General features: G+C 73.0%; 18 protein-coding genes. 12 read left to right on the forward strand and 6 right to left on the reverse strand.

Annotation, left to right across the window (positions count from 1 at the left end):
- Positions 1 to 52 precede the first annotated feature (52 nt).
- Both ACTWOL_RS22765 and ACTWOL_RS22770 read right to left on the reverse strand, forming a co-directional pair.
- Positions 53 to 1,729 carry a DUF5691 domain-containing protein gene (locus ACTWOL_RS22765; RefSeq protein WP_474298591.1) on the reverse strand — a complete coding sequence of 559 codons (1,677 nt, stop codon included), beginning with the start codon at positions 1,727 to 1,729 and terminating at the stop codon, positions 53 to 55.
- A gap of 28 nt (positions 1,730 to 1,757) precedes the next feature.
- Complete coding sequence (locus ACTWOL_RS22770) at positions 1,758 to 3,104, reverse strand: SWIM zinc finger family protein (protein WP_474298592.1); 1,347 nt, start codon at positions 3,102 to 3,104, stop codon at positions 1,758 to 1,760.
- A 232-nt stretch (positions 3,105 to 3,336) separates the two neighbouring features.
- On the opposite strand from ACTWOL_RS22770, the gene ACTWOL_RS22775 reads away from it, so the two are divergent.
- The 7 genes from ACTWOL_RS22775 to sucD all read left to right on the forward strand — a co-directional run bounded on the left by ACTWOL_RS22775 (position 3,337) and on the right by sucD (position 12,892).
- Positions 3,337 to 4,449 (forward strand): ATP-binding protein, encoded by a 1,113-nt coding sequence (locus ACTWOL_RS22775; RefSeq protein ID WP_474298593.1) that lies wholly within the window; start codon positions 3,337 to 3,339, stop codon positions 4,447 to 4,449.
- Positions 4,446 to 6,809: a DUF5682 family protein gene (locus tag ACTWOL_RS22780; RefSeq protein ID WP_474298594.1), complete on the forward strand. Its 2,364-nt coding sequence runs from the start codon at positions 4,446 to 4,448 to the stop codon at positions 6,807 to 6,809. Before ACTWOL_RS22775 ends, ACTWOL_RS22780 begins: the two co-directional genes overlap by 4 nt.
- A complete protein-coding gene (locus tag ACTWOL_RS22785; RefSeq protein WP_474298595.1) occupies positions 6,806 to 8,059 on the forward strand; it encodes a VWA domain-containing protein in 1,254 nt (417 codons plus the stop codon). The genes ACTWOL_RS22780 and ACTWOL_RS22785 overlap by 4 nt, the downstream gene beginning before the upstream one ends.
- A gap of 153 nt (positions 8,060 to 8,212) precedes the next feature.
- Positions 8,213 to 9,274 (forward strand): hypothetical protein, encoded by a 1,062-nt coding sequence (locus ACTWOL_RS22790; protein ID WP_474298596.1) that lies wholly within the window; start codon positions 8,213 to 8,215, stop codon positions 9,272 to 9,274.
- 87 nt (positions 9,275 to 9,361) lie between these two features.
- Positions 9,362 to 10,393, forward strand: coding sequence for a hypothetical protein (locus ACTWOL_RS22795; protein ID WP_474298597.1), 1,032 nt, complete (start codon positions 9,362 to 9,364; stop codon positions 10,391 to 10,393).
- A 407-nt stretch (positions 10,394 to 10,800) separates the two neighbouring features.
- Entirely contained in the window at positions 10,801 to 11,982 is a 1,182-nt protein-coding gene (sucC, locus tag ACTWOL_RS22800; RefSeq protein ID WP_474298598.1) for an ADP-forming succinate--CoA ligase subunit beta, read from the forward strand.
- Between the two features lie 25 nt (positions 11,983 to 12,007).
- Positions 12,008 to 12,892: a succinate--CoA ligase subunit alpha gene (sucD, locus tag ACTWOL_RS22805; RefSeq protein WP_474298599.1), complete on the forward strand. Its 885-nt coding sequence runs from the start codon at positions 12,008 to 12,010 to the stop codon at positions 12,890 to 12,892.
- A 119-nt stretch (positions 12,893 to 13,011) separates the two neighbouring features.
- Here the strand turns inward: sucD and ACTWOL_RS22810 are convergent, their stop codons facing one another.
- On the reverse strand, positions 13,012 to 14,640 hold the full coding sequence (locus tag ACTWOL_RS22810) for a helix-turn-helix domain-containing protein (protein ID WP_474298600.1): 1,629 nt from the start codon (positions 14,638 to 14,640) through the stop codon (positions 13,012 to 13,014).
- Between the two features lie 121 nt (positions 14,641 to 14,761).
- On the opposite strand from ACTWOL_RS22810, the gene ACTWOL_RS22815 reads away from it, so the two are divergent.
- Entirely contained in the window at positions 14,762 to 16,501 is a 1,740-nt protein-coding gene (locus ACTWOL_RS22815) for a cell division protein PerM (RefSeq protein WP_474298601.1), read from the forward strand.
- A 46-nt stretch (positions 16,502 to 16,547) separates the two neighbouring features.
- Here the strand turns inward: ACTWOL_RS22815 and ACTWOL_RS22820 are convergent, their stop codons facing one another.
- On the reverse strand, positions 16,548 to 17,369 hold the full coding sequence (locus tag ACTWOL_RS22820) for a hypothetical protein (protein WP_474298602.1): 822 nt from the start codon (positions 17,367 to 17,369) through the stop codon (positions 16,548 to 16,550).
- Between the two features lie 286 nt (positions 17,370 to 17,655).
- Between ACTWOL_RS22820 and purN the strand changes: the two genes are divergently transcribed.
- The gene (purN, locus tag ACTWOL_RS22825) at positions 17,656 to 18,267 is read left to right on the forward strand and encodes a phosphoribosylglycinamide formyltransferase (RefSeq protein ID WP_474298603.1); all 612 of its coding nucleotides are present in this window, start codon (positions 17,656 to 17,658) and stop codon (positions 18,265 to 18,267) included.
- 11 nt (positions 18,268 to 18,278) lie between these two features.
- Positions 18,279 to 19,829, forward strand: a complete 1,551-nt coding sequence (gene purH / locus ACTWOL_RS22830) for a bifunctional phosphoribosylaminoimidazolecarboxamide formyltransferase/IMP cyclohydrolase (RefSeq protein WP_474301237.1) — start codon at positions 18,279 to 18,281, stop codon at positions 19,827 to 19,829.
- 181 nt (positions 19,830 to 20,010) lie between these two features.
- Here purH and ACTWOL_RS22835 read toward each other — a convergent pair whose 3' ends face one another.
- Positions 20,011 to 20,637: a hypothetical protein gene (locus ACTWOL_RS22835; RefSeq protein ID WP_474298604.1), complete on the reverse strand. Its 627-nt coding sequence runs from the start codon at positions 20,635 to 20,637 to the stop codon at positions 20,011 to 20,013.
- 245 nt (positions 20,638 to 20,882) lie between these two features.
- Here ACTWOL_RS22835 and ACTWOL_RS22840 point away from each other — a divergent pair, with 245 nt between their 5' ends.
- Positions 20,883 to 21,749, forward strand: a complete 867-nt coding sequence (locus ACTWOL_RS22840; protein ID WP_474298605.1) for a bifunctional methylenetetrahydrofolate dehydrogenase/methenyltetrahydrofolate cyclohydrolase — start codon at positions 20,883 to 20,885, stop codon at positions 21,747 to 21,749.
- A gap of 189 nt (positions 21,750 to 21,938) precedes the next feature.
- Positions 21,939 to 22,583 carry a DUF3017 domain-containing protein gene (locus ACTWOL_RS22845; RefSeq protein WP_474298606.1) on the forward strand — a complete coding sequence of 215 codons (645 nt, stop codon included), beginning with the start codon at positions 21,939 to 21,941 and terminating at the stop codon, positions 22,581 to 22,583.
- A gap of 151 nt (positions 22,584 to 22,734) precedes the next feature.
- Here ACTWOL_RS22845 and ACTWOL_RS22850 read toward each other — a convergent pair whose 3' ends face one another.
- The gene (locus ACTWOL_RS22850) at positions 22,735 to 23,139 is read right to left on the reverse strand and encodes a hypothetical protein (RefSeq protein ID WP_474298607.1); all 405 of its coding nucleotides are present in this window, start codon (positions 23,137 to 23,139) and stop codon (positions 22,735 to 22,737) included.
- Positions 23,140 to 23,358: the final 219 nt, after the last annotated feature.

Raw genomic sequence — 23,358 nt, forward strand, 5'->3', positions numbered from 1 at the left:
GGTGCCGCACCGGACGCAGCGAGCTTCCCGGCAAACCTGTCCGGCCACAGCACTAGGGGGCTCCGGACGGGACCCGGGTGTCCGGCAGGGCGTCCGGTGCCGCCAGTTCGGCGTGCATCACCGCACGCAGACGCAGGGTCGAGACCAGCCGCTGGAAGGCCTCGGACCAGTAGCCCCCCGCCCCAGGGGACGCACCCTCCGCCTCGTCGGGCGTCGCCGTCAGCAGCTCCAGGCGGGCCGCCGCCCCCGGGTCGAGACAACGCTCGGCGAGGCCCATCACCCCGCTGAAGCTCCATGGGTAGCTGCCTCCGTCGCGGGCGATGTCGAGCGCGTCCACCACCGCGCGGCCCAGTGGCTCCGCCCATGGCACGGCACACACACCGAGCAGCTGGAACGCCTCCGAAAGACCGTGCGCGGATATGAAGGCCCCGACCCATCCGGCCCGCTCCTCCTCCGGCAGCGCCGCCAGGAGCTTCGCCCGCTCCGCAAGCGACGAGGTGCCAGGCCCGGTGTCCGGTGGAGCGGCCGGCGAGCCGAGGAGGGCGCGGGACCACCCCGGATCCCGCTGCCGCACCGCGGCCCGGCACCAGGCTGCGTGCAGCTCCTGGCCCCAGCCGTCGGCGACGGGCAGTGCGACGATCCCCTCGGGCGTACGCCCCCCGAGCCGCTCAGGCCACATCGCCAGGGGAGCGGACTCGACCAACTGGCCCAGCCACCAGGATCGTTCTCCCCGGCCCGACGGCGGGGCGGGGACGACTCCGTCCCGCTGCATCTCCGCGTCGCATTCGTGCGGTGCCTCCACGGCTATGCCCGTACCGCCCGCCGACCGGTCCAGAGAGACACAAGTGGCCGCCCGCGCCGCCATCCGCCCGGCCAGGGCCGATTCCGGCAGTGCGGACAGCAGCTCGGCCGAGGTGGCACGCACATTGCGGCTCCGGTCGGAGAGCGCCAGCTCCAGGAAGGGCTCGTCCTCGCCCGACAGCCCCGTACGCAGGGAGTCCAGGAACATGAGGCGGTCCTCGGCCCGCTCGGTCGGCCAGGTCGCACGGAGCAGGGCCAGGCCCCCCGCGGGATCGTGCGCCCGCACGGAGCCGAGGAGGGCGACCCGCTCGGCGAACAGGCCTTCGTCCCACAGCTTCCGCACACCCACCGCGTCCTTGGGGTCGGGCAGCGCCGGGCCTCCTCCCGAGCCGTCGGCCCGCGAGGATCCCCAGGCCCCGCGCAGTGCGAACTTCCAGTCGCCGTTCAGCCGGGCGAGCCACAGGCCGCGGGGCCCGGCGAAGCGCAGTGCCGCGTGCCGCAGATCGGTGCGGGCCCGCGCGGCTTCGAGCAGGGCGGGCAGTGCGGAGGCCGGCGCGCGGTAGCCCTTCTCGTTGGCGGCGGCCAGCCACTGCGGCAGCAGTTCCGTCAGATCCGGCGCCGTGCCGCGGCGGCCTCCGGAACCCGCGGGTGCCGCACGGTCTGCCAGCAGCTGGGTGAGCCTGCGCCGGGCGGCCTCGGGCAGAGGTCTCCGGGAGTCGTGCGGGGCGGGCTCGGGCAGCGGGCGGGCCGCGGCCGGCCGCAACCCGGCCCGCCGCCGAACGGTGTGCAGTGCCGCCGCGTCCAGCAGCGCGGCGGGTGCCTCCTTGCCGGGCGCCAGGACGGCGGCGGGCGGGGTCCGCCGGTCGGTGCCGAGAAGAGCCGAGGTGACGAGCTCTTCCCAGTCCGTGGTGCGGGTGGTGCCGGTCATCGGATCCTCCGTCGTGCGTCTTGGTGGTTCAGGTGAGGGCGACCGTCTCGGCGGTCTCGTCGGACCAGGCGGCGAGCGGCGCGAACCCCCGGTGCCCGAGCTCGCCGAACACCGTGACGGGACCGCCCCCGGACAGCGCGGCGAGCTTCCACAGAGCAGGCCGGGACAGCGCGGCCGACGCGACGGGCAGTGCGGACCCGCCGTCGGCGTCGGCCAGTTGCCAGCCGTCGTCTCCCGGGACCGGCACCACCCCGGCGAGGGTGCACGGCCAGGTGTCCAGCCAGGGGTCCTCGCACAGGGCGGCCCCATACCCGGCCAGCCCGTCCGTCACCGAGCCGCCGGGCGGCGGTGCCGTGAACGGTGCCGGAGCCCCGAAGCGCTGCCCGAGGTCGGCACGCAGGCCGCCGCCCGCGTAAGGCACCAGCTCCGCGTCGAGCGCCAGACCGACGGGCAGGGCCACCTGCGGGGACCGTCCGGCCGCTCCGTAGGAGAGGAGCAGCGCCGTCCGTCCGGTCGCCCGCCCGTGCAGCCATATGCGACGCGTGGTGATCCTGCTGTCGGACGTGTCGTACTGGGCGAGCACCAGCCACTCGTCCCTGACCACCGGGCCGTCCGGAGCGGCGGTCAGCCCGATCCTCGTGCGCACGGTCGCCGCCAGCGGCTCCGGCAGCCGGTCCCGGTCGAGCCAGGCGCGGTCGAGGAGATGGAGCAGCGCGCACTCCTCCAGCAGCCGCACCGGCCAGCCCGGCCCGGAGCCCGGTACGGCACCCAACTCCCTTACCCGCGCGGCAAGTCCAGGGGCCTGGGCGTCGACCATCCGTGCGGCCGTCTCCTCCCACAGGCCGTACCCCGCATGCTCGGCCTGGGCCAGTCCGCCGCGCAGCACATCGGTCAGCCGCTGCTCCAGCTCCGTCGCCCCCGCCGTGATCCGGCCGGTCCGGCGCTCGGCCCGGCGCCGGGCGGCCTCCGCGTCGGCGGGTTTCCCCGACTGGCCGCCGCCCGCCGCCTGTTCCTCCTGCCGGGCCGTGCGCTCGCGACGTCCGGAGAGCCACTCGCCGGCCCAGTCCGGCACCTCGCCGTCCTGGACCGCGGTGTCGTCGCCCGCCCAGAGCAGCAGCAGGCCCAGCGCGTGCTTGCACGGAAACTTCCGGCTCGGGCAACTGCACTTGTACGCGGGGCCGGTGGTGTCCACGATCGTCTGGTACGGCTTGCTGCCGCTGCCCTTGCACAGGCCCCAGACGGCCCCCGACCCGCCGCAGCCCATGCCCGACCACGGTCCGGCCGTGCCGAGCTTGCTTCCCGCTTTTCGTGACGCGGCGTCAGGAGCCAGAGCCAGCACCTGTTCCGCCGTCCAGCGCACCCCCTGCTGATTCATGGGCACGACGCTAGGGGGCACCACTGACAATCCACCCTGACCTGCGGATCATCAAGGAGCCGAAGGGGGATGGCCTCGCGGTCGCCGGTGGCCGGATCACCGTCTCGCCGATCGTGCAGTAACCCCCGTCCCACGCCATCGACTTCGGCTCCCGCCTGCGGAAACAGCCGATTGTCAGTGGCGTGGTGCACGGTGGAAACCACATCCGGTCGACCGATCTGGAGGGGGATCCATGACCGTGCCCGAAAACGGCGCCGACGCCGGCACCGAGGCCCTGCGGCCGCACGCCGAGGACGCGTTCGCCGACGAGCTCAAGGCGCTCGCCGCGGCCGACGACCGGCCGCGTCCGGCCCGTTGGCGGCTCTCGCCGTGGGCCGTGGCCACCTATCTGCTCGGCGGCACCCTGCCCGACGGGACGGTGATCACGCCCAAGTACGTGGGGCCGCGCCGGATCGTCGAGGTCGCCGTCACCACACTCGCCACCGACCGCGCGCTGCTGCTGCTCGGCGTCCCCGGCACCGCCAAGACCTGGGTCTCCGAGCACCTCGCCGCGGCCGTCAGCGGGGACTCCACCCTGCTCGTGCAGGGCACGGCGGGCACCCCGGAGGAGGCCATCCGCTACGGGTGGAACTACGCACGGCTGCTCGCCCACGGTCCGAGCCGGGACGCGCTCGTGCCGAGCCCCGTGATGCGCGCCATGTCCGAGGGCATGACCGCCCGCGTCGAGGAGCTCACCCGTATCCCGGCGGACGTCCAGGACACGCTCATCACGATCCTGTCCGAGAAGACCCTGCCGATCCCCGAGCTGGGGCAGGAAGTCCAGGCCGTCCGCGGCTTCAATCTCATCGCCACCGCGAACGACCGGGACCGCGGCGTCAACGACCTGTCCAGCGCGCTGCGCCGCCGGTTCAACACGGTGGTGCTGCCACTGCCCGCCACCGCGGACGCGGAGGTCGACATCGTCTCCCGGCGCGTCGACCAGATAGGGCGCTCGCTCGATCTGCCGGCCGCGCCCGAGGGCATCGAGGAGATCCGCCGCGTCGTCACGGTCTTCCGCGAACTGCGCGACGGGATGACCGCCGACGGGCGCACCAAGCTCAAGTCCCCTTCGGGGACGCTCTCCACGGCCGAGGCGATCTCCGTCGTCACCAACGGCCTCGCGCTCGCCTCCCACTTCGGCGACGGAGTGCTGCGGCCCGCCGACGTGGCGGCCGGAATCCTCGGCGCGGTCGTCCGCGACCCCGCGGCGGACCGCGTCATATGGCAGGAGTATCTGGAGACGGTCGTACGCGAACGGGACGGCTGGAAGGACTTCTACCGTGCCTGCCGCGAGGTGACCGCATGACGACCGCCGTCGCCACGGCGGGCCGGGACGGCACGCCCGAGGCGGTGGGAGCTGCGGGAGGGGAGCGGCGGTGGCCAGGGGACGACCCCCTGGTGCTCGGCGTGCGCCACCACGGTCCAGGCTCGGCGCGGGCGGTGCGGGCGGCGCTCGACGCGGTCGCGCCGCGTGCCCTGCTCATCGAGGGCCCGCCCGAGGGGGACGCCCTTCTGCCGCTCGCCGCCGACGAGGCGATGGTCCCGCCCGTCGCCCTGCTCGCTCATGCCGTGGACGATCCGGGGCGGGCGGCCTTCTGGCCCATGGCCGAGTTCTCGCCCGAGTGGGTCGCGATCCGCTGGGCACTGGCGAACGACGTGCCGGTCCGGTTCATCGACCTGCCGGCCGCCCACTCCCTGGCCGCCGCGGACCCCGGCTGGGGCGACGGGGACGATGCCTGTCCGGGTCCGGAACCCGACGGGCCGGAGCTGCGGATCGACCCCATCGCGGTGCTCGCCGGGACCGCCGGGTACGACGACCCGGAGCGCTGGTGGGAAGACGTGATCGAGCACCGCGACGGGGCCATCGCGGCCGATCCGCTCGCGCCGTTCGCCGCGCTCGGCGAAGCCATGGCCGTGCTGCGCGAGGAGTACGGACACGGCGGACGCGACCGTGATCTCGTCCGCGAAGCCCATATGCGGATCCGGCTTCGCGCGGCCCGCAAGGAGTTCGGGCACGAGATCGCCGTGGTCTGCGGCGCCTGGCACGTCCCCGCGCTCGTCGGGAAGTCCACGCTCACCGCTGACCGCGCCCTGCTGAAGGGACTGCCCAAGGTCAGAACGGAGACGACCTGGGTGCCCTGGACGCATCGCAGGCTCGCCCGGCGCACGGGCTACGGCGCGGGCATCGACTCGCCCGGCTGGTACGCGCATCTGTTCGGCGCTCCCGACCGCCCCGTCGAGCGCTGGATGACCAAGGTCGCCGGACTGCTCAGGGACGAGGACCGGTTCGTCAGCTCGGCGCATGTCATCGAGGCCGTGCGGCTCGCCGGCACCCTCGCGGCGATGCGCGGCCGTCCGTTCGCCGGACTGAGCGAGACGACCGATGCGATCCGGGCCGTGATGTGCGACGGCTCCGATGTGCCGCTGGAGCTGATCCAGGACAGGCTGATCATCGGCGATGTGCTGGGGGAGGTCCCGGAGGCCGCCCCGGCGGTCCCGCTGCAGCGCGACCTGGCCCGCCTCCAGCGCAGTCTGCGGCTCAAACCGGAGCTGCTGGAGCGGGAGCTCGAGCTCGATCTGCGCAAGGACACCGACGCGGGCCGCAGTCGGCTGCTGCACCGACTGCGGCTCCTGGGTGTCGACTGGGGCGTACCGTCCGCCGGCCGGGGATCCACCGGCACCTTCCGGGAGACCTGGCGGCTGCGCTGGGAGCCCGAGCTGTTCGTGAAGGTCGCCGAGGCGGGGATCTGGGGCACCACGGTGCTCTCCGCCGCCACCGCCCGGGCAGCGTCGGACGCCGCCTCGGCGACCGCACTCGCCGAGGTGACCGCACTGGCCGAGCGCTGTCTGCTGGCCGAACTGCCCGACGCGCTGCCCGTGGTGATGAAGGCACTCGCGGACCGGGCGGCGCTGGACGCCGACGTGGGACACCTCGCCCAGGCCCTGCCCGCCCTCGCCCGCTCCCTGCGCTACGGCGATGTGCGGTCCACCGACACGGCGGCGCTCGCCGGGGTGGCGACCGGGCTCGCCGAGCGGATCTGCGTCGGCCTGCCACCCGCGTGTGCGGGGCTCGACGCCGACGGTGCGGCCGAGATGCGCAGCCATCTCGACGGCGTCCACACGGCGATCGGGCTGCTGCCGCAGAGCGACGAGCTCGGCGTGCGCTGGACGGAGGTGCTGCGCAAGCTCGCGGTGCGCGACACCGTGCCCGGAGTGATACGGGGGCGCGCGGCGAGGCTGCTGCTGGACGACGGCCGGCTCGACGAGGGCGAGGCGGCCCGGCTGATGGGCTTCGCCCTCTCGCCCGGCACCCCGCCCGCCGATGCCGCCGCCTGGATCGAGGGCTTCGTCGGCGGCACATCGGGCGGGGGCATGCTCCTCGTCCACGACGAGCGTCTGCTGTCACTCGTCGACGCCTGGCTGACATCGGTGTCGGCCGACGCGTTCACGGACGTGCTTCCGCTGCTGCGACGCACGTTCTCGGCGTACGAGCCCGGTGTCCGGCGCACCCTGGGCGAGCTGGCGCGGCGCGGCCCCGCGGCGGGCGGCGGACAGCCGGCCGCGGGGCAGGCCGGCGCGCCGGGCTTCGGCGCGGGGCTCGACGAGGCGCGGGCCGAAGCCGTGCTGCCCGTACTACGGCTGATCCTGGAGGGGGACCTCGTATGACCACGGCAACGGGCGGCGCGGCAACGGGCGGCAGTGCAACGGCGGCGGGCGGCGCGACGGCGGATGGCGCGGCAGAGCCGCCGCAGGCGACCGGCGCGGGCACGGATCACGACGAGCGGCTGAGGCGCTGGCGGCTTGTGCTCGGGGGCGGCTCGGCCGACGGCACCGGCTGCGGCCTGTCCGGTACGGACGTGGGCATGGACGCGGCCCTGGGCGCCCTCTACGGCAGCGGGAACCGCCAGGAGCGCGGCACCGCCAAGCGGTCCGCGGGCCTCGAGGGCTCGGCCCCCGGTGTGGCGCGCTGGCTCGGCGACATCCGCACATACTTCCCGAGCTCCGTCGTCCAGGTCATGCAGCGCGACGCCATCGACCGGCTCGGGCTCAGCACGCTGCTGCTGGAACCGGAGATGCTGGAGGCGGTCGAGGCCGACGTCCATCTGGTCGGGACTCTCCTCTCGCTCAACAAGGCCATGCCCGAGACGACGAAGGAGACCGCCAGGGCCGTGGTCCGCAAGGTCGTCGAGGACCTGGAGAAGCGGCTGGCCACACGCACCCGTGCGACCCTCACCGGCGCTCTGGACCGCAGCGCCCGCATCAGCCGGCCGCGCCACCGTGACATCGACTGGGACCGCACGATCAGGGCCAATCTGAAGAACTACCTGCCGGAGTACCACACGGTCGTGTCCGAACGGCTCATCGGCTACGGCCGCGCCGCGCAGTCCGTGAAGAAGGATGTCGTGCTGTGCATCGACCAGTCGGGGTCCATGGCGGCGTCGGTGGTGTACGCGTCGGTGTTCGGCGCGGTGCTCGCGTCGATGCGCTCGATCGCGACCCGGCTCGTCGTCTTCGACACGGCGGTCGTGGATCTGACGGACCAGCTGGACGACCCGGTGGACGTGCTGTTCGGCACCCAGCTCGGCGGAGGCACCGACATCAACCGTGCGCTGGCCTACTGCCAGTCGCAGATCACCCGGCCCGCCGACACCGTCGTCGTCCTCATCAGCGACCTCTACGAAGGCGGCATACGGGACGAGATGCTCAAGCGGGTGGCCGCGATGAAGGCGTCAGGTGTGCAGTTCGTGGCGCTGCTCGCGCTGTCCGACGAAGGGGCCCCGGCGTACGACCGCGAGCACGCGGCGGCGCTCGCGGCGCTGGGCGCGCCGGCGTTCGCCTGTACTCCGGATCTGTTCCCCGAGGTCATGGCCGCGGCGATCGAGAAGAGACCGCTGCCGGTGCCGGCGGACGCCTGAAACGGGTTCAGGGGTGTTCGGGGTGCCACTCATACCGGACATGGCGACTCATCAGTAACAAGGGGCTTGCGTGACCCCGGGAGTCTCATGCGAGCATCGTGCCCGTTGCCCCCGGAGGGCCATCGTCCGCTACCTGGGAGGGCTCGTCCCGCTGTGACTTCCGCCGCCGCTGTGCCCGCAGCCGCCCTGCGCCCTGTGCGCGGGGCGGTGCGGCGGCATGCGGTGCGTGCGGTACGGGTGTTGCTGTTCGTCGCGGGGCTGACCGTGCTGGGTCTGGTCCTCGGCGGCGAGGCACAGGCGGCGGAACGGCCGCACCAGGCAGGGCCGCCGGCGCAGGCCACCCTGGGCGAAACGGCCGCCGGGCTCGACGGCGCCGTCAAGCCGGTGGCCGGAAGCACGGCACAGCCGGTGACGAACAGCGCCACCGGGACGCCCCACCGGTCGCCCGCCGGGCGTGCCGCCGAACCGGTCGCCGAAAGGGCCGTCGCACCGAATGCCCGGCGCGCCGCGGAGCCCGTCGCCAAGAGGGGCGTCGAGCCGGCCGGGCAGACCGGGGCCGTGGTGACGGGGCGGATCGTCCAGTCCGTCGTCCGGCCGGCCGGGCAGGTCGCGGCGGCCGCCGTACGGGATGTGGTCCAGGCCGTGTCCGGGACCCCGCTGCCTGTGCCGTCCCCGGAATGGTCCGGTGGCAGCCCGGCCGTACCCGTACCCGTACCCGTACCCGTACCCGTACTCGCACCCGTGTCCGGACAGGACCTGACCCAGGACGCGTTCCCGGCCGGCCTCCACCAAGGTGGGCCGCTTCCCGAGGGGCACCCGGCAGCGGCCGGTGCGCTCCCGGCGACCGCCGGGTGCGTGGCCGGGTCCGCCACCGACCGCGTGGGCAATCCCGCGTCCCCGCCCGGTGCCCCGGGGCCGTACCGGGGGTCCATGCCCTTCATCGACCTGCCGGTTCCCCCGGCGCAGCGCCTTGCCGCTCCGTCCGACGGGCGTGGCACGGGACTTCCGCTCGCACCGGTACGCGCACCGGCCGGTTCCGGCGGAATCGCCGTACTCCAGAGCGCCGGTGACGCCCACACACACCGTGCGGGTGACCCGCAGGGCGCCTGGTTCTCGCGGACCACGGTGCTCGGGCTCGTGCCCGGATCCCGGCAGCCGGTCACCGGCACCGGGGTGCGCGAGCGTCATCGCGACATCCTCGAATTCCCCGGATAGGGCAGGCCGTTCCCCCGCCTGAGACCTGCCGCGCGGGGGCGGAGCAGGTCTGCCCGACCCCTCGGAATCCGAAGGAATCACCCGAACATGAACAAGAACATCCGCCGCTCCATAGCCGTCGCGGCCGGTGCCGCCGGTATGTGGGCCGTCGGCACGGCCGCCGCCAGCGCCGACGAACTGCCCTCCCTCTCCCTCTCCACCCCCGACCGGGCCGCCGACGCGGTCCGGGACAACGCCGCCGATGTCGCGGACACCCCGACCGTGGCCGCCGCCACCGGTACGGCGCAGGCCACCGCCGAGAGCCTGGCCCACGAGGCCGCAAGCGCCGGGAGCGCCGCCACCGAGGCAACGGGTACGGCCGGCGCGGTCCGGGGCGCCGTGCAGGACGTCGACCGGGACGCCGCCGTATCGACGGCCGTGTCGACCGCGGACCAGGCCCACCGGTACGCCGAGGCCGAGCTGCCCGCCGTCGCCGAGATCGACTACCTGTTCGGCCCGCTGTCCGCGTTCGCCCCCGAAGCGGACCAGGTCCCGGGCCACGCCCGGTACTACGCCGACGAGACGGTCGCCCAGGTGCCCGGCTACGCCGACGCCGCGGTCGGCGCCGCCGGCCCGGTCGTCGACGAGACCGCTCAGGACGTCCTTCCCCCGATCGCCGGCCGTGCCGTGGCCGGCGTCCTCCCGGTCGCCGGCCAGGCGGTCGGCGATGCCGGTGGTCTCGCCACGGGCGTCGTCGGGGACGCGCACCCCTTCGCGGGCGGCGTCGTGGACGAGGTCCAGCCGTTCGCGGGTGGTGTGGCCGGTGAGGTCCAGCCCTTCGCCGGCGGTGTGACCGGTTCCGTATCGCCGCTCGTCGAAACCGTCGTCGACCATGTGCGGCCCGTGACTCACGGCGTCGCCGCTTCCGCCGAGACCTTCGCGGGCGGTGTCGTCGGTGACGTGCGGCCGTTCGCCGGAGGCGTCGCCTCCGAGGTCGCGCCCTTCGCACAGGACCTGACCGGCACGGTCGCCGCGACCCCGCTCGCCGCCAACGCGGCGTCGGGCGCACAGGGCACGGCCACCGCGGTGACCCCCGGCTACGCCGACGCCATGGTCCAGCAGGCGGCCTGGAGCATCTGAGCCGGGACGGACGGCCTGGGGCGGGCGACCGGCGGGTCCCCGTCCTCGCAGGCCTTGCGGGCGGTCCCCATTGGGGTGGGACCGCCCGCTTCCCTGTCCGCAGCTGTCCCACGTGCGCCGTTCCCTCCGGCTCCCACGCGCAAGCCAGGCCCTTCGGCTCACTCGCGGTCACCGCACAGTTCCGCCACGCGCGCGATCTGTGACAGGTATCACCGCTGCTCTGTGATCTGCGATTTAGGGAGCCACGGCCCACGGGGATACGCTGCGAGACGGACATGCCGCGTGCCCGGCCACCGTGTACGCCTCCCTTGTGACAGCGCAGTCACGTTGCCCTTCGCGGCACGCCCACGCAGACAACGAACCGCGAATCACTACTGCGACGATTAGAAGCAAAGGGACGGACGCGCGTGGACCTGTTCGAGTACCAGGCGAGGGACCTCTTCGCCAAGCACGGTGTACCGGTGCTGGCCGGTGAAGTCATCGACACGCCTGAGGCGGCGCGCGAGGCGACCGAGCGACTGGGCGGCCGTTCGGTCGTCAAGGCCCAGGTGAAGGTCGGTGGCCGCGGCAAGGCCGGTGGCGTGAAGCTCGCCGCCACGCCGGACGAGGCCGTCGCCCGCGCCACGGACATCCTCGGCATGGACATCAAGGGCCACACGGTCCACAAGGTGATGATCGCCGAGACGGCTCCCGAGATCGCCGAGGAGTACTACGTCTCGTACCTTCTCGACCGCACCAACCGCACCTTCCTGGCCATGGCCTCGGTCGCGGGCGGCATGGACATCGAGGAAGTCGCGGCGACGACCCCCGAGAAGCTCGCCAAGATCCCGGTCGACGCCAACGACGGCGTGGACCTGGCCAAGGCCCGTGAGATCGTCGAGGCCGCGAAGTTCCCGGCCGAGGTGGCCGAGCAGGTCGCCGAGGTCCTCGTGACCCTGTGGAAGGCCTTCGTCGCGGAGGACGCCCTCCTCGTCGAGGTGAACCCGCTGGCCAAGGTCGCCGACGGCCGTGTCATCGCCCTGGACGGCAAGGTGTCCCTGGACGCCAACGCCGAGTTCCGTCACGCCGAGGTGCACGCCGAGCTCGAGGACAAGGACGCGGCCAACCCGCTCGAGGCCGCCGCCAAGGCCAAGGGCCTCAACTACGTCAAGCTCGAGGGCGAAGTCGGCATCATCGGCAACGGCGCGGGTCTGGTCATGTCGACCCTCGACGTCGTCGCGTACGCCGGTGAGAAGCACGCGGGCGTCAAGCCGGCCAACTTCCTCGACATCGGTGGCGGTGCCTCCGCCGAGGTCATGGCGAACGGCCTGGAGATCATCCTCGGCGACCCGGACGTCAAGTCCGTGTTCGTCAACGTCTTCGGCGGCATCACCGCGTGCGACGCGGTCGCCAACGGCATCGTGCAGGCCCTGGAGCTCCTCGAGTCCAAGGGCGAGGCCGTGACGAAGCCGCTGGTCGTGCGCCTCGACGGCAACAACGCCGAGCTGGGTCGTCAGATCCTCGACGACCGCAACCACCCGCTCGTGCAGCGTGTGGACACCATGGACGGCGCGGCCGACAAGGCCGCCGAGCTGGCTGCGGCCAAGTAACAAGGGACGAGGTCACAGACTCACCATGGCTATCTTCCTCACCAAGGAATCCAAGGTCATCGTCCAGGGCATGACCGGCTCCGAGGGCCAGAAGCACACCAAGCGCATGCTGGCTTCCGGCACCAACATCGTCGGTGGCGTGAACCCGCGCAAGGCGGGCACGACGGTCGACTTCGACGGCACCGAGATCCCCGTCTTCGGGTCGGTCAAGGACGCCATCGAGAAGACCGGCGCGGACGTCACGGTCATCTTCGTCCCGGAGAAGTTCACCAAGGACGCGGTCATCGAGGCGATCGACGCCGAGATCGGCCTCGCGGTCGTCATCACCGAGGGCGTCGCGGTCCACGACACCGCCCAGTTCTGGGCGTACGCGGGCGCGAAGGGCAACAAGACCCGGATCATCGGTCCGAACTGCCCGGGTCTGATCACCCCGGGTCAGTCGAACGCGGGCATCATCCCGTCCGACATCACCAAGCCCGGCCGCATCGGTCTCGTGTCCAAGTCCGGCACGCTGACCTACCAGATGATGTACGAGCTGCGTGACATCGGCTTCAGCTCCTGCGTCGGCATCGGCGGTGACCCGATCATCGGCACCACCCACATCGACGCCCTGGCTGCCTTCGAGGCCGACCCCGACACCGACCTGATCGTGATGATCGGCGAGATCGGCGGTGACGCCGAAGAGCGTGCCGCCGACTTCATCAAGGCGAACGTCACCAAGCCGGTCGTCGGCTACGTCGCGGGCTTCACCGCGCCCGAGGGCAAGACCATGGGCCACGCGGGCGCCATCGTCTCCGGCTCCTCCGGCACCGCCCAGGCGAAGCAGGAGGCCCTGGAGGCCGCCGGTGTGAAGGTCGGCAAGACGCCGACCGAGACGGCGAAGCTGGCGCGCGAGATCCTCGCGGGCTGACGCCGGACCGGCACACCTGCCGTACGGAAGGGCCCGCGCCCCGGGAGACCGGGGTGCGGGCCCTTCCCGCGTTCCGGCGGTCTCCCGAGTACCGGACGTTCCGCGGGCGTCCCGGCGGCTCAGCGCGGTTGCGGAGCCAGTCGTCCCGGCCCGTTCAGCGGGTGGTTCCGGAGCGTCAGACGCAGCTCGAGTTCTTCTGCGGTCCCTGTCGCGGGACCGGGGCGGGGCGGCACCCCGCGGACCGTGCGGCCCGGCGTCAGCGGGGCCTCGTAGCTCCCTCTCCCGATGACCATCGTCAGCAGGGCGGCTCCGAGGACGGCGGCGGTGAGTCCGAACGAGGCACGGGTCCACAACCGGGTGCGCCTTTCACTGTCCGCCCTCACCTCACTCGCCGCCGCGAGTTCCGGAGCCGGTATGGCGGCCGCGAGGTCGGCCAGCTGCTCGTGGAGTGCCTCCGGTTCGCCCAGCTCGGGTACGTGCTCGACGACGGCCGCACGGGCGTTCAGCAGCCGCATCGCCGTCGCGGGAGTGCTCGCCTCCGTCTCGGCGGCCGTCTCGGGCAGGTCGAGCCCGAGGCCGTCGTACAGCAGCAGCGTGCGGCGGTACGACGGCGGCAGGGTGAGCAGCGTCTCCCGGAGCATCCCGTGGCTCGCGTCCTCGGACGGGTTTGCGGATGCGCCTGCGGACGCGGGGGTGGATCCGACGGGGGGCGAGGGGACGGACCCGGGGGACGAGGCCGCGGACGAGCCATCGGCCGCCGGGTCCGGGCCTTCGGGACGGCGGTGGCGGCGGCGCAGCCGGTGCCAGGGTGACAGCGCGTATTCGTGGGCGGCGGCCCGCAGCCAGCCCGGCGGGTCGGGGTCGGCCGCGACCTCGGGCCAGCGCTGCCAGGCGAGGTGGAAGGCGTTGCCGACGGCCTCGTGGGCGAGCTCGCGGCGGCCGGTGAGCAGATAGGTCTGGCGTACCAGGCAGGACACCGTGCGCCGGTAGAGCACGTCGAACGCCTGCTCGGCCGTCCGGGGCGGCGGTTCTCCCACGGGGTACGGCGACGGGTGGAGCACGTCGGCGGCGGCCCGTGTCAGGGGTGAACGGCGGCTGACCCGCGGGCCGGCCGGGACGGCCGCGGACCCGCGGTCCTCGCCGGTCCCGCCCGCTGCGGAGGTTCCGGCCGCCGTGGTGGTGCCATCTGGTGTGGACGTGTCCGGCGTGGAGGCGTCCGGCATGGACGTGTCCGGCGTCGCGGTGTCGCTTGCCGGCGGCTTCGGCTGTGCGCTCGCCGCCCCCGGCGCGGTGTCGGTGGAGTCGTCCGCCGACCGCGTGCCCGCCGACCGCGTGCCCGCCGACCGCGTGCCAGGGGAGGATTCGTGCGCCGCCGGGGGCGCCCCGTCCGGGCGGATCGCCGGAAGCTCCGCGGTGTCCTCGAGCCCGTCCTGGTCGCCTCGTCCCGACTCGTCGCCCCCGCGGGTCGCCTCGGCCCAGCGCGCCTCACGCTCGGCCTGGGCCTCCGCCGCCTCCCTGGCGGTGATCTCCACCTGGTAGGAGGCGAGCAGCCTGGCGTACGCCTCACGCTTGCGCCCGCGAGGGTGGGTCCGACCGGTCTCCCAGGACCGGATCGTCGCCCGCGTGACGCCGACGGCCTCCGCGAGCTGTTCCTCGCTCAGGGATCTCGCCTCGCGCAGCCTGCGGCGCTCCTTGGGGGAGGGCAGGTCGTCGCGGCTCCGGGAGCGGTCTGTGGTGCTTCGCCTCATGGAGGCTCCATGGGGTCGGGTGACGATACCGTTACGAACGGTACATAAAAATATCTTCTGCGACACCACGGGCATACACCCGTTACCGGGATCAAAGGCGGCAGATTGGCAGCATGGCCGCGTGACCCAGACGACCGATCACAGCCCGGCCCCCGTGGCCGTGCAGGGGGCCCGGCCACCCGCGGTCCTGCTGACGGCCGCGGTCCTGCGGGGTGCCGTGGTGGCCGGGCTCGGTCTCGGTGCGCTGACCGTGGTCGTGACCCTGATGTGGATCATTTCGCCGTACCCGGACAGCGGTCCGAAGGGGACGCTGCACGTGGCCGCCGCGCTCTGGCTGCTGGCGCACGGCACGGAACTGGTCAGGGCCGACACCCTTTCGGGTACTCCCGCACCTGTCGGAGTCGTACCACTGCTGCTGGTGGTGCTGCCCGTCTGGTCGGCACACCGCGCCGTACGCGACACGCTCGAGTCGGGAGGCGGGGCCCGGGGCGCCGTGGGACTTGTGGTGTCCGGGGTGACCTGCGGATATCTGCTCGTCGCGCTGGCGGTGGCGCTGTACTCCGCCGGTGGTGCCCTCGCGCCCGAGCCGGTCAGTGCGGCGCTGCATCTGCCCGCGGTGGCCGTCCTGTCCGCCACGGCGGGAGCGTGGACGGCGTACGGACGGCCGCTCGGTCCGCTGCCCGGATGGGTGCCCGGGGGACTGCGCACCGCCTGCGCGCGCACGCGGTTCGTCGCCGCTTTCCGGGCGGCCGGCGCGGCGGCCGCTGTGCTGGCCGCCGGGGGTGTGCTGCTGTGCGCGGTGTCCCTCGTGTGGCACGCGGACACCGCCCGGGACGCGCTGGTGCAGCTGGCGGCGGACTGGCCGGGCCGCTTCGCCGTCGTGGTGCTGGCGCTGACGCTGCTGCCGAACGCGGCCGTGTGGGGCGCCGCCTACGTGCTCGGCCCCGGCTTCGTGCTCGGCACGGGCGCCGCGGCGACGCCCCTCGCGGTCTCGGGGAGCGGCGCCGTGCTGCCCCACTTCCCGCTGCTCGCGGCCGTGCCGGCGCGCGGTCTCGATACGCCGGTGCTCTGGGCCTGCGCCGCTGTCCCGGTGGTGGCGGGCGGTGCGGTGGCCTGGTGCACCGCCCGTGCGGCGTGCGGTCCGGGGCACTTCTGGACCCGTCGCGAGACGGCCCTCGTGGCCCTGTGCGCGGCGGCGTTGTGTGCGGCGCTCATGGCGCTGCTCGCCGCCATGGCGGGCGGCCCGCTGGGGACGGGTGCGCTGTCCGTCTTCGGCCCGGTCTGGTGGCTCACGGGTGCGGCGGCGTTCGGCTGGACGGCGGCCGTCGGGGTCCCGGCCGCCGTCGGCGTCCACGCATGGCGCCTGCGCGGCGAAAGGTGCCCCGGGCGATCAGGGCTCCGCTCCGTGTACGGCGGGTACGAGGCCTGCCGGGTGGCCCTGCGGCGGGCTCCGCAGGGTGCCATGACCCTGCTCAGGGCCGTGGCGGGGGTGCCGAAGCACTCCCCGGAGACGCCCGGTGACGTCGCGGCCGGTGATGTCGCGGGCACCGGCCCGGAAGCGGTCGATCCGTCACCCGCCGCGCCGGAAACGCAGGATGTGCCCGGCGGGGGAGAGGGGTCTCCCGGGGTCGAGGGCCAGTCGGAGGCGCCCGAGCCCTCGGGTCCGTACGGGGACCCGGGCACGCACGACGCGTACGGAAACGCGCATCCGAACCGGAACCCGGACCCGGCGGGCCACACCGGAACCGGCGTCGAAACCGGTGTCGAAACCGCTGTCGAAACCGGCGTCGAAACCGGCACCGGGCCCGGCGCTCAGACCGGCACCGCCGCCTCCGGCAGCGGCGACGTCGGGCACGGATAAGCCCGGTCAGGCCTCGGTCAGGCCCCGGTCAGGCCGTGTTCCAGGCCTACTCCTGGACGCCGATCAGCTTGCGCAGCGGGTCCGGCAGCAGGTCGTTGCAGGCGAGCTGGCCCGACTTGGTGAGCGCGTCGTCGCGGCAGGTGTAGAAGTCGCGGTAGACGAGATGCATGGTGAAGGTCATCGCCACGATCGCGAGTGCGACCGCCGCCATCACGATGCCGCTGATCGCCGCCGTGAGCTGCGGTCTGCCGTTCTGCGGCGGGGCTCCCGCGGGGGTCGCAGCCGCACCCGCGACCGCCGGTTCCGACTGACGGCGTGCCCTGGCGCGCAGGGAGCTGCCGCCCCAGTACAGCGCGAGCGCCCCCAGCAGCAGGGCGATCTCCCCGAGATCGAAGAGGGCGAAGAAGAACGCCCACATGCCCGCGAGCAGCGCATAACGGGCGCGCCGCTGGGCCGGGTCGGTCGGATCCCAGCGCAGCCCCGTGCCCGGGCCGCCACTCTCCGGCCCGCCCTGACCGCTGCCCTGGCCACCCGGACGGCCGCCGAAGCCACCGGAGGAGCGCCCCGGCTGGCGGTTGCTCCACTGGCCGCCCCAGCCCGAGGTCGACGGGCGGTCCTCTCCGGAGCTGCCGTCCTGGCGCCCTTCCGCGTCGTCGGCGTCCGTCGAGCCCTCCGTGCCTCGCCTCGGCTGCCACGGCTGGTCCGGGGAGCCCTCCGGCGGCGGCGCGAAGGGGTTGTCCTGCTCCGGGGGTCGGCCGGACCCTGCGGGACGCGTGGGCTCCGTGGACTGGCCTTCCCGCAACAGCAGGGGGCCCCGCTCGCGGGCGAGCAGGAGGCGGAGAGCCGTGCGGCGGCGTCGGTCCGGCATGTGGTGAGTGTCTTCCCCTCTGGAACTGCTGAGTACCGCTGTATCCCGGGCACTCCGTCTGCGGACGGGCCCTGCCCTCCAGACGCTACCTCCCGGCCGAGCCCCCGTCCCGTGGGGGCCGCGCGGTGTGCCGGTATCGTTGCTGACGGTCGACGGCTTCGTAGAGTTCCCCTATCGCCGGACTCGATTCGTTCGTACGACCACACAAAGGTTCTCGCGCGGCGTGCAGGTGCGCTCCACGCGAAGGCCCCACACCACGCCGTACCGCAACGCGAAAAGAGTCCCCGTGGCCGCCCGCCTCGTCGTCCTGGTCTCCGGATCCGGCACCAATCTCCAGGCGCTGCTCGACGCCATCCACGACGATCCCGGGGGCTTCGGCGCCGAGATCGTCGCCGTCGGAGCCGACCGCGATGCGATCGCCGGTCTCGAGCGTGCCGAAGGCGCCGGCATCCCGACCTTCGTCTGCCGGGTCAAGGACCACGCCACCCGCGAGGAGTGGGACCGGGCCCTGACCGAGACCACCGCCGCGTACGAGCCGGACCTCGTGGTGTCCGCCGGCTTCATGAAGATCGTCGGCAAGGACTTCCTCGCCCGCTTCGGCGGACGGTTCGTGAACACCCACCCCGCCCTGCTCCCCAGCTTTCCCGGGGCCCACGGCGTGCGCGACGCGCTCGCGTACGGCGTCAAGGTCACCGGATGCACCGTCCACTTCGTCGACGACGGCGTCGACACCGGCCCGATCATCGCGCAGGGCGTGGTGCACGTACGGGACGAGGACGATGAAGCCGCTCTGCACGAGCGCATCAAGAAAATCGAGCGTCAGCTGCTCGTGGATGTCGTGGGGCGTCTGGCCCGTAACGGCTACCGCATCGAGGGACGAAAGGTAGTTATCCCGTGACCGCCGAAACCATGAAGCGGCCCATCCGGCGCGCGCTGGTCAGCGTCTACGACAAGACCGGTCTGGAGGAGCTCGCCCGCGGGCTGCACGAGGCGGGAGTGGAGCTGGTCTCCACCGGCTCGACCGCCGGGCGCATCGCCGCCGCCGGTGTTCCGGTCACCAAGGTCGAGGAGCTGACCGGCTTCCCCGAGTGCCTGGACGGCCGGGTCAAGACGCTGCACCCGCGGGTGCACGCCGGGATCCTCGCCGATCTGCGCCTCGAAGCGCACCGCGAGCAGCTCGCGGAGCTGGGGGTCGAGCCGTTCGATCTGGTCGTGGTGAACCTCTACCCCTTCCGTGAGACCGTCGCCTCCGGCGCGACCCCGGACGAGTGCGTCGAGCAGATCGACATCGGCGGCCCCTCGATGGTCCGCGCCGCCGCCAAGAACCACCCGTCCGTGGCGGTGGTCACGAGCCCCGAGCGCTACGGCGACGTCCTCGCCGCCGTCGCCGCGGGCGGCTTCGACCTGGCCGCCCGCAAGCGGCTCGCCGCCGAGGCCTTCCAGCACACCGCCGCCTACGACGTCGCGGTCGCCTCCTGGTTCGCGTCCTCGTACGCCCCGGCCGACGAGAGCCGCTTCCCCGACTTCGTCGGCGCCACCTACCAGCGCTCCAACGTGCTGCGCTACGGCGAGAATCCGCACCAGGACGCCGCGCTCTACGTCACCGAGGAGGGCGGCGGCCTCGCGCAGGCCGAGCAGCTGCACGGCAAGGAGATGTCGTACAACAACTACACGGACACGGACGCCGCGCGCCGTGCCGCGTACGACCACACCGAGCCGTGCGTCGCGATCATCAAGCACGCCAACCCGTGCGGCATCGCGATCGGTGCCGATGTCGCCGAGGCGCACCGCAAGGCGCACGCCTGTGACCCGCTGTCGGCCTTCGGCGGAGTGATCGCGGTCAACCGCCCGGTGTCCGTGGCGATGGCCGAGCAGGTCGCCGAGATCTTCACCGAGGTGATCGTCGCCCCGGACTACGAGGACGGCGCCGTCGAGGTGCTGGCCCGCAAGAAGAACATCCGTGTGCTGCGTTGCCCCGACGCCCCCTCGGCCCCGGTCGAGCTCAAGCCGGTCGACGGCGGTGCACTGCTCCAGGTCACCGACCGGCTCCAGGCGGAGGGCGACGACCCGGCGAACTGGACCCTGGCCACGGGTGAGGCCCTGGACGCGGACGAACTCGCCGAACTGGCCTTCGCCTGGCGCGCCTGCCGCGCCGTCAAGTCCAACGCGATCCTGCTCGCGAAGGGCGGCGCGTCGGTGGGCGTGGGCATGGGACAGGTCAACCGCGTCGACTCCGCGAAGCTCGCGGTGGAGCGTGCGGGCGAGGAGCGTGCCGCGGGCGCGTACGCCGCGTCCGACGCGTTCTTCCCGTTCCCCGACGGTCTGGAGATCCTGACCTCGGCCGGAGTCAAGGCCGTGGTGCAGCCCGGCGGTTCCGTCCGTGACGAGCAGGTGATCGAGGCCGCGAAGAACGCGGGCGTGACGATGTACTTCACCGGCACCCGCCACTTCTTCCACTGATCCGTAACCGACGTCTGCGGCCCGCCCGGCACCAACCCGGCGGGCCGCAGACGTAGGTGCACGCGTCCGCACACGGGTCCGCGCCCCCGCAGAAGGGTCGCGCGCGGCCCTCATGCGGAAGGCCGCAACCCCCGCCCTGCGGCAGGGGGTTGCGGCCTTCGCGGTGTGCGGTCGCCAGGGGTCAGTGGCGGGGGCGCTGGAACCAGGCGGCACCGTCGCTCTTCGCGAGGAAGACGATGATGAGGATGCCCAGGACCAGGCTGACGAGGGCGAAGATGTTTGCGCCGAACAGGCTGATGACGCTGAGCAGCGTGATCAGGGAGCCGTAGACGATGCCGGAGATACGGATGCCGTTGCCGCCCTTGGAGATCTTGGCGCCGGTCAGGATGCCCCACAGGGCGAAGCCGAGGACGATGAGGCCGAAGAAGATCATGACGCCGGCGCCGATGGAGGCGGCCTTGTCGACGTCGGCGGAGCTCACGCCCGACGAACCGGCGCTGCCGGAGATCAGGTCGGCGATCCAGGCCGAGGCGACCATCATCACGACGCCACCGAGCGCCTGCAGGCTTCCGAGGATGATGAGCATGACGCGCGCGGCCTTCACACCCCCCGGCATCTCCATCGGGGCGCCGGGGTAGCCGCCGTACGGCTGCTGCCCGGCCGGAGCCTGGGGGTAGCCGTAGCCGGGCTGGCCCTGCGGGGCCGGGGCCTGGGGGTAGCCGTAGCCCGGCTGGCCCTGCGGCTGCTGACCGTAGCCCGGCTGGCCCTGCGGCTGTCCGTAGGGATTGTTCGGGTCGCCGAAGCTCATGGCGGGTTTCCTCCGTCGGATCTACTGGACGACGCGGTCCTGACCGGAGGAACTGCACCCAAAACGAGCGGTCTGCCCCCCGAAGCTGCCCGCGGCACTGCGCGGATCATCGTGGTATTACCGTCTCTTTTTGTCCAGTCGCCAGTTCGATGTGTTGTGTAAGTGCAACCTTGGGTACCGCTGAGCGGACCGCGGACGGTGGCCCGAATTGGAACAGTGGCGGGGTCATCCGCGAGGATGGGGGCATGACCGCCCAGATTCTCGATGGCAAGGCCACCGCAGCCGCTATCAAGTCCGACCTGACTGCCCGTGTGGCGGCGCTCAAGGACGCGGGTGTTACGCCCGGCCTGGGGACGCTGCTGGTCGGGGAAGACGTCGGCAGCCAGAAGTACGTGGCAGGGAAGCACCGTGACTGCGCTCAGGTGGGCATCGCCTCCATCCAGCGTGAACTGCCCGCGACCGCATCGCAGGAGGAGATCGAGGCGGTCGTCCGGGAGCTCAACGACGACCCGGAGTGCACGGGGTACATCGTGCAGTTGCCGCTGCCCAAGGGCATCGACACCAACCGCGTGCTGGAGTTGATGGATCCGGCCAAGGACGCGGACGGTCTGCACCCGACGAACCTCGGGCGGCTGGTCCTCAACGAGAAGGCGCCGCTGCCCTGTACCCCGGCGGGCATCGTCACGCTGCTGCGCCGGCACGGCGTGGAGATCAACGGCGCGCACGTGGTGGTCGTGGGGCGTGGTGTCACGATCGGCCGGCCGATGCCGCTGCTGCTGACCCGCAAGTCCGAGAACGCGACGGTGACGCAGTGCCACACCGGCACCCGTGACCTCTCCGCCCAGCTGCGGCAGGCCGACATCATCGTCGCCGCGGCGGGCGTGCCGCATCTGGTCAAGCCCGAGGACGTGAAGCCGGGCGCGGCGGTGCTCGACGTCGGCGTCAGCCGTGACGAGAACGGGAAGATCGTCGGCGATGTGCACCCCGGCGTCGCCGAGGTGGCCGGCTGGGTCGCTCCGAACCCCGGCGGCGTGGGCCCCATGACCCGGGCGCAGTTGCTGGTCAACGTCGTCGAGGCGGCAGAGCGGGCCGCGGCCGGCGCTGCGGGCTGAACGGTCATGGGCAAGGCCACACCGGGACCCGGCACTCCGGACCGTGACGCGGACAGCGCCGACGCAGCAGATGCGTCAGGCGGCCGTCCAGGCGTGTCCGGGTCCTCAGGCGGTACGTCCGAAGGCGGTACGCCCCAAGGGGGTGCGTCCAAGGGGCGCACTCCCGGGAGTGCGGGTGACACCGCGTCGATGAACGGCCATGCGGGTTCACCGTCCTCAGGGGCGGCCGCCGACGGTCCCTCATCCGAACCTGACGCGTCCGAACCTGACGCGTCCCCACCTGACGCGTCCGAGTCCGGCACGCCCGAGGCCGAGGGATCCGGTGCCGAGGAATCCGGTGCCGACACGTCCGGGCCCGGCGCGACCGGAACCGGTGCCGGGGAGAACGCGCCCGAGCCAGGTGCCGGGGAGGACGCGACCGCGGAGCGTGCGCAGGGCAAGTCCCGCCGTCCGCCCCGGGTCACCCGTGACACCGCGCGGCCTGAAGGCGGCGGCCGGGCCGCGCCCGGAGACGCCCCCGCACCGGCCCGTCAGTGGCCGCTGCTCACCGTGAGCGGACTCGCGGCTCTCGGGTTGCTGATCGTCGGCACCGACCCGTTCCCGCACGCCTTCCGTGTCGGGACGATCCTCGTCGGTGCCGCCCTGCTCACCGGCGCGGTCCTGCGCCGTGTGCTGCCGTCGGTGGGCATGCTGGCGGTGCGTTCGCGGTTCACCGACATGGTCACGTACGGGCTGCTCGGCACGGTGATCGTGCTTCTGGCCCTGACGGCTCAGCCCAAGCCCTGGCTGGACATCCCGTTCCTCGAGGACGCGGTCCGCTTCACCGTGCGGTAGCGCCGCTGCGCGATGTCGACCGACCTGCCGCCACGGCCGGCCGTGTCCTGCCGTCAGATGTCGTGACGGCAGGACACGGACAGGACCGGACCCGCCGGACCGGCCGGACCGGCCGTCCCGGCGGGCGGTTCCCGGTGCCGGGCGTCGTGCCTCAGCAGGAGGACGCGGTACTGATGCGGACCTTGTCGACCACCCACGAGTTGAAGTACGTGGTGTTGAGCGGCGGAGTGCACCACGTCCTGCCGTTGGTGAAGTGGGTGTAGACGATGTCGTCCCGGCGCGTGTTCACCATCCGGTCGGCTCCCTTGCTGGGGCCCAGGTTCTGCCAGCTGCTGGTGACGTCCTTGAACTGACCGGTCTTGGTGCTTCCCTTGTAGAAGCAGACGTACGGCCAGTTGCACGAGGCCTGAGTCGCACGACTGGCGGCGTCGGCGGTATGGACGTTCCGGGGTCCGGCCTTCGACGGGGCCGATGCGCCTGCCGAGGGGGCGAAGGAGAGGCCCGCGCCGACGGCGGCGGCCGCGACGACGAGCACAATGCGCTTGCGGGCATTCATGGTTCTGTTCCCTCCGTTGGTCGGCCGGGCGTGGCCGCCCGGCACGGCAACCGACTCTGGCGCGCCAACTCCGCGAATGCCCAGGGACATCGGGTGGATTGGGCGCATGTGGGACGTCCCACTCGCTGACCTGCTGGGACGTGTCCACGCACACAACCACCGTGGGACGCAAGGCCGTGTCCTGTTCTCGTCAGTGCCGCGAATCGGGTGGAATCGCCG

The sequence above is a fragment of the Micromonospora sp. IBHARD003 genome (assembly GCF_056106285.1).

What these genes read in the sequence shown, in the direction of transcription:
- ACTWOL_RS22765 (WP_474298591.1), bottom strand. Translation starts at nt 1,729, where the DNA reads ATGACCGGCACCACCCGCACCACGGACTGGGAAGAGCTCGTCACCTCG.
- ACTWOL_RS22770 (WP_474298592.1), bottom strand. Translation starts at nt 3,104, where the DNA reads ATGAATCAGCAGGGGGTGCGCTGGACGGCGGAACAGGTGCTGGCTCTG.
- ACTWOL_RS22775 (WP_474298593.1), top strand. Translation starts at nt 3,337, where the DNA reads ATGACCGTGCCCGAAAACGGCGCCGACGCCGGCACCGAGGCCCTGCGG.
- ACTWOL_RS22780 (WP_474298594.1), top strand. Translation starts at nt 4,446, where the DNA reads ATGACGACCGCCGTCGCCACGGCGGGCCGGGACGGCACGCCCGAGGCG.
- ACTWOL_RS22785 (WP_474298595.1), top strand. Translation starts at nt 6,806, where the DNA reads ATGACCACGGCAACGGGCGGCGCGGCAACGGGCGGCAGTGCAACGGCG.
- ACTWOL_RS22795 (WP_474298597.1), top strand. Translation starts at nt 9,362, where the DNA reads ATGAACAAGAACATCCGCCGCTCCATAGCCGTCGCGGCCGGTGCCGCC.
- sucD (WP_474298599.1), top strand. Translation starts at nt 12,008, where the DNA reads ATGGCTATCTTCCTCACCAAGGAATCCAAGGTCATCGTCCAGGGCATG.
- ACTWOL_RS22810 (WP_474298600.1), bottom strand. Translation starts at nt 14,640, where the DNA reads ATGAGGCGAAGCACCACAGACCGCTCCCGGAGCCGCGACGACCTGCCC.
- ACTWOL_RS22820 (WP_474298602.1), bottom strand. Translation starts at nt 17,369, where the DNA reads ATGCCGGACCGACGCCGCCGCACGGCTCTCCGCCTCCTGCTCGCCCGC.
- purH (WP_474301237.1), top strand. Translation starts at nt 18,279, where the DNA reads ATGAAGCGGCCCATCCGGCGCGCGCTGGTCAGCGTCTACGACAAGACC.
- ACTWOL_RS22835 (WP_474298604.1), bottom strand. Translation starts at nt 20,637, where the DNA reads ATGAGCTTCGGCGACCCGAACAATCCCTACGGACAGCCGCAGGGCCAG.
- ACTWOL_RS22840 (WP_474298605.1), top strand. Translation starts at nt 20,883, where the DNA reads ATGACCGCCCAGATTCTCGATGGCAAGGCCACCGCAGCCGCTATCAAG.
- ACTWOL_RS22845 (WP_474298606.1), top strand. Translation starts at nt 21,939, where the DNA reads ATGAACGGCCATGCGGGTTCACCGTCCTCAGGGGCGGCCGCCGACGGT.
- ACTWOL_RS22850 (WP_474298607.1), bottom strand. Translation starts at nt 23,139, where the DNA reads ATGAATGCCCGCAAGCGCATTGTGCTCGTCGTCGCGGCCGCCGCCGTC.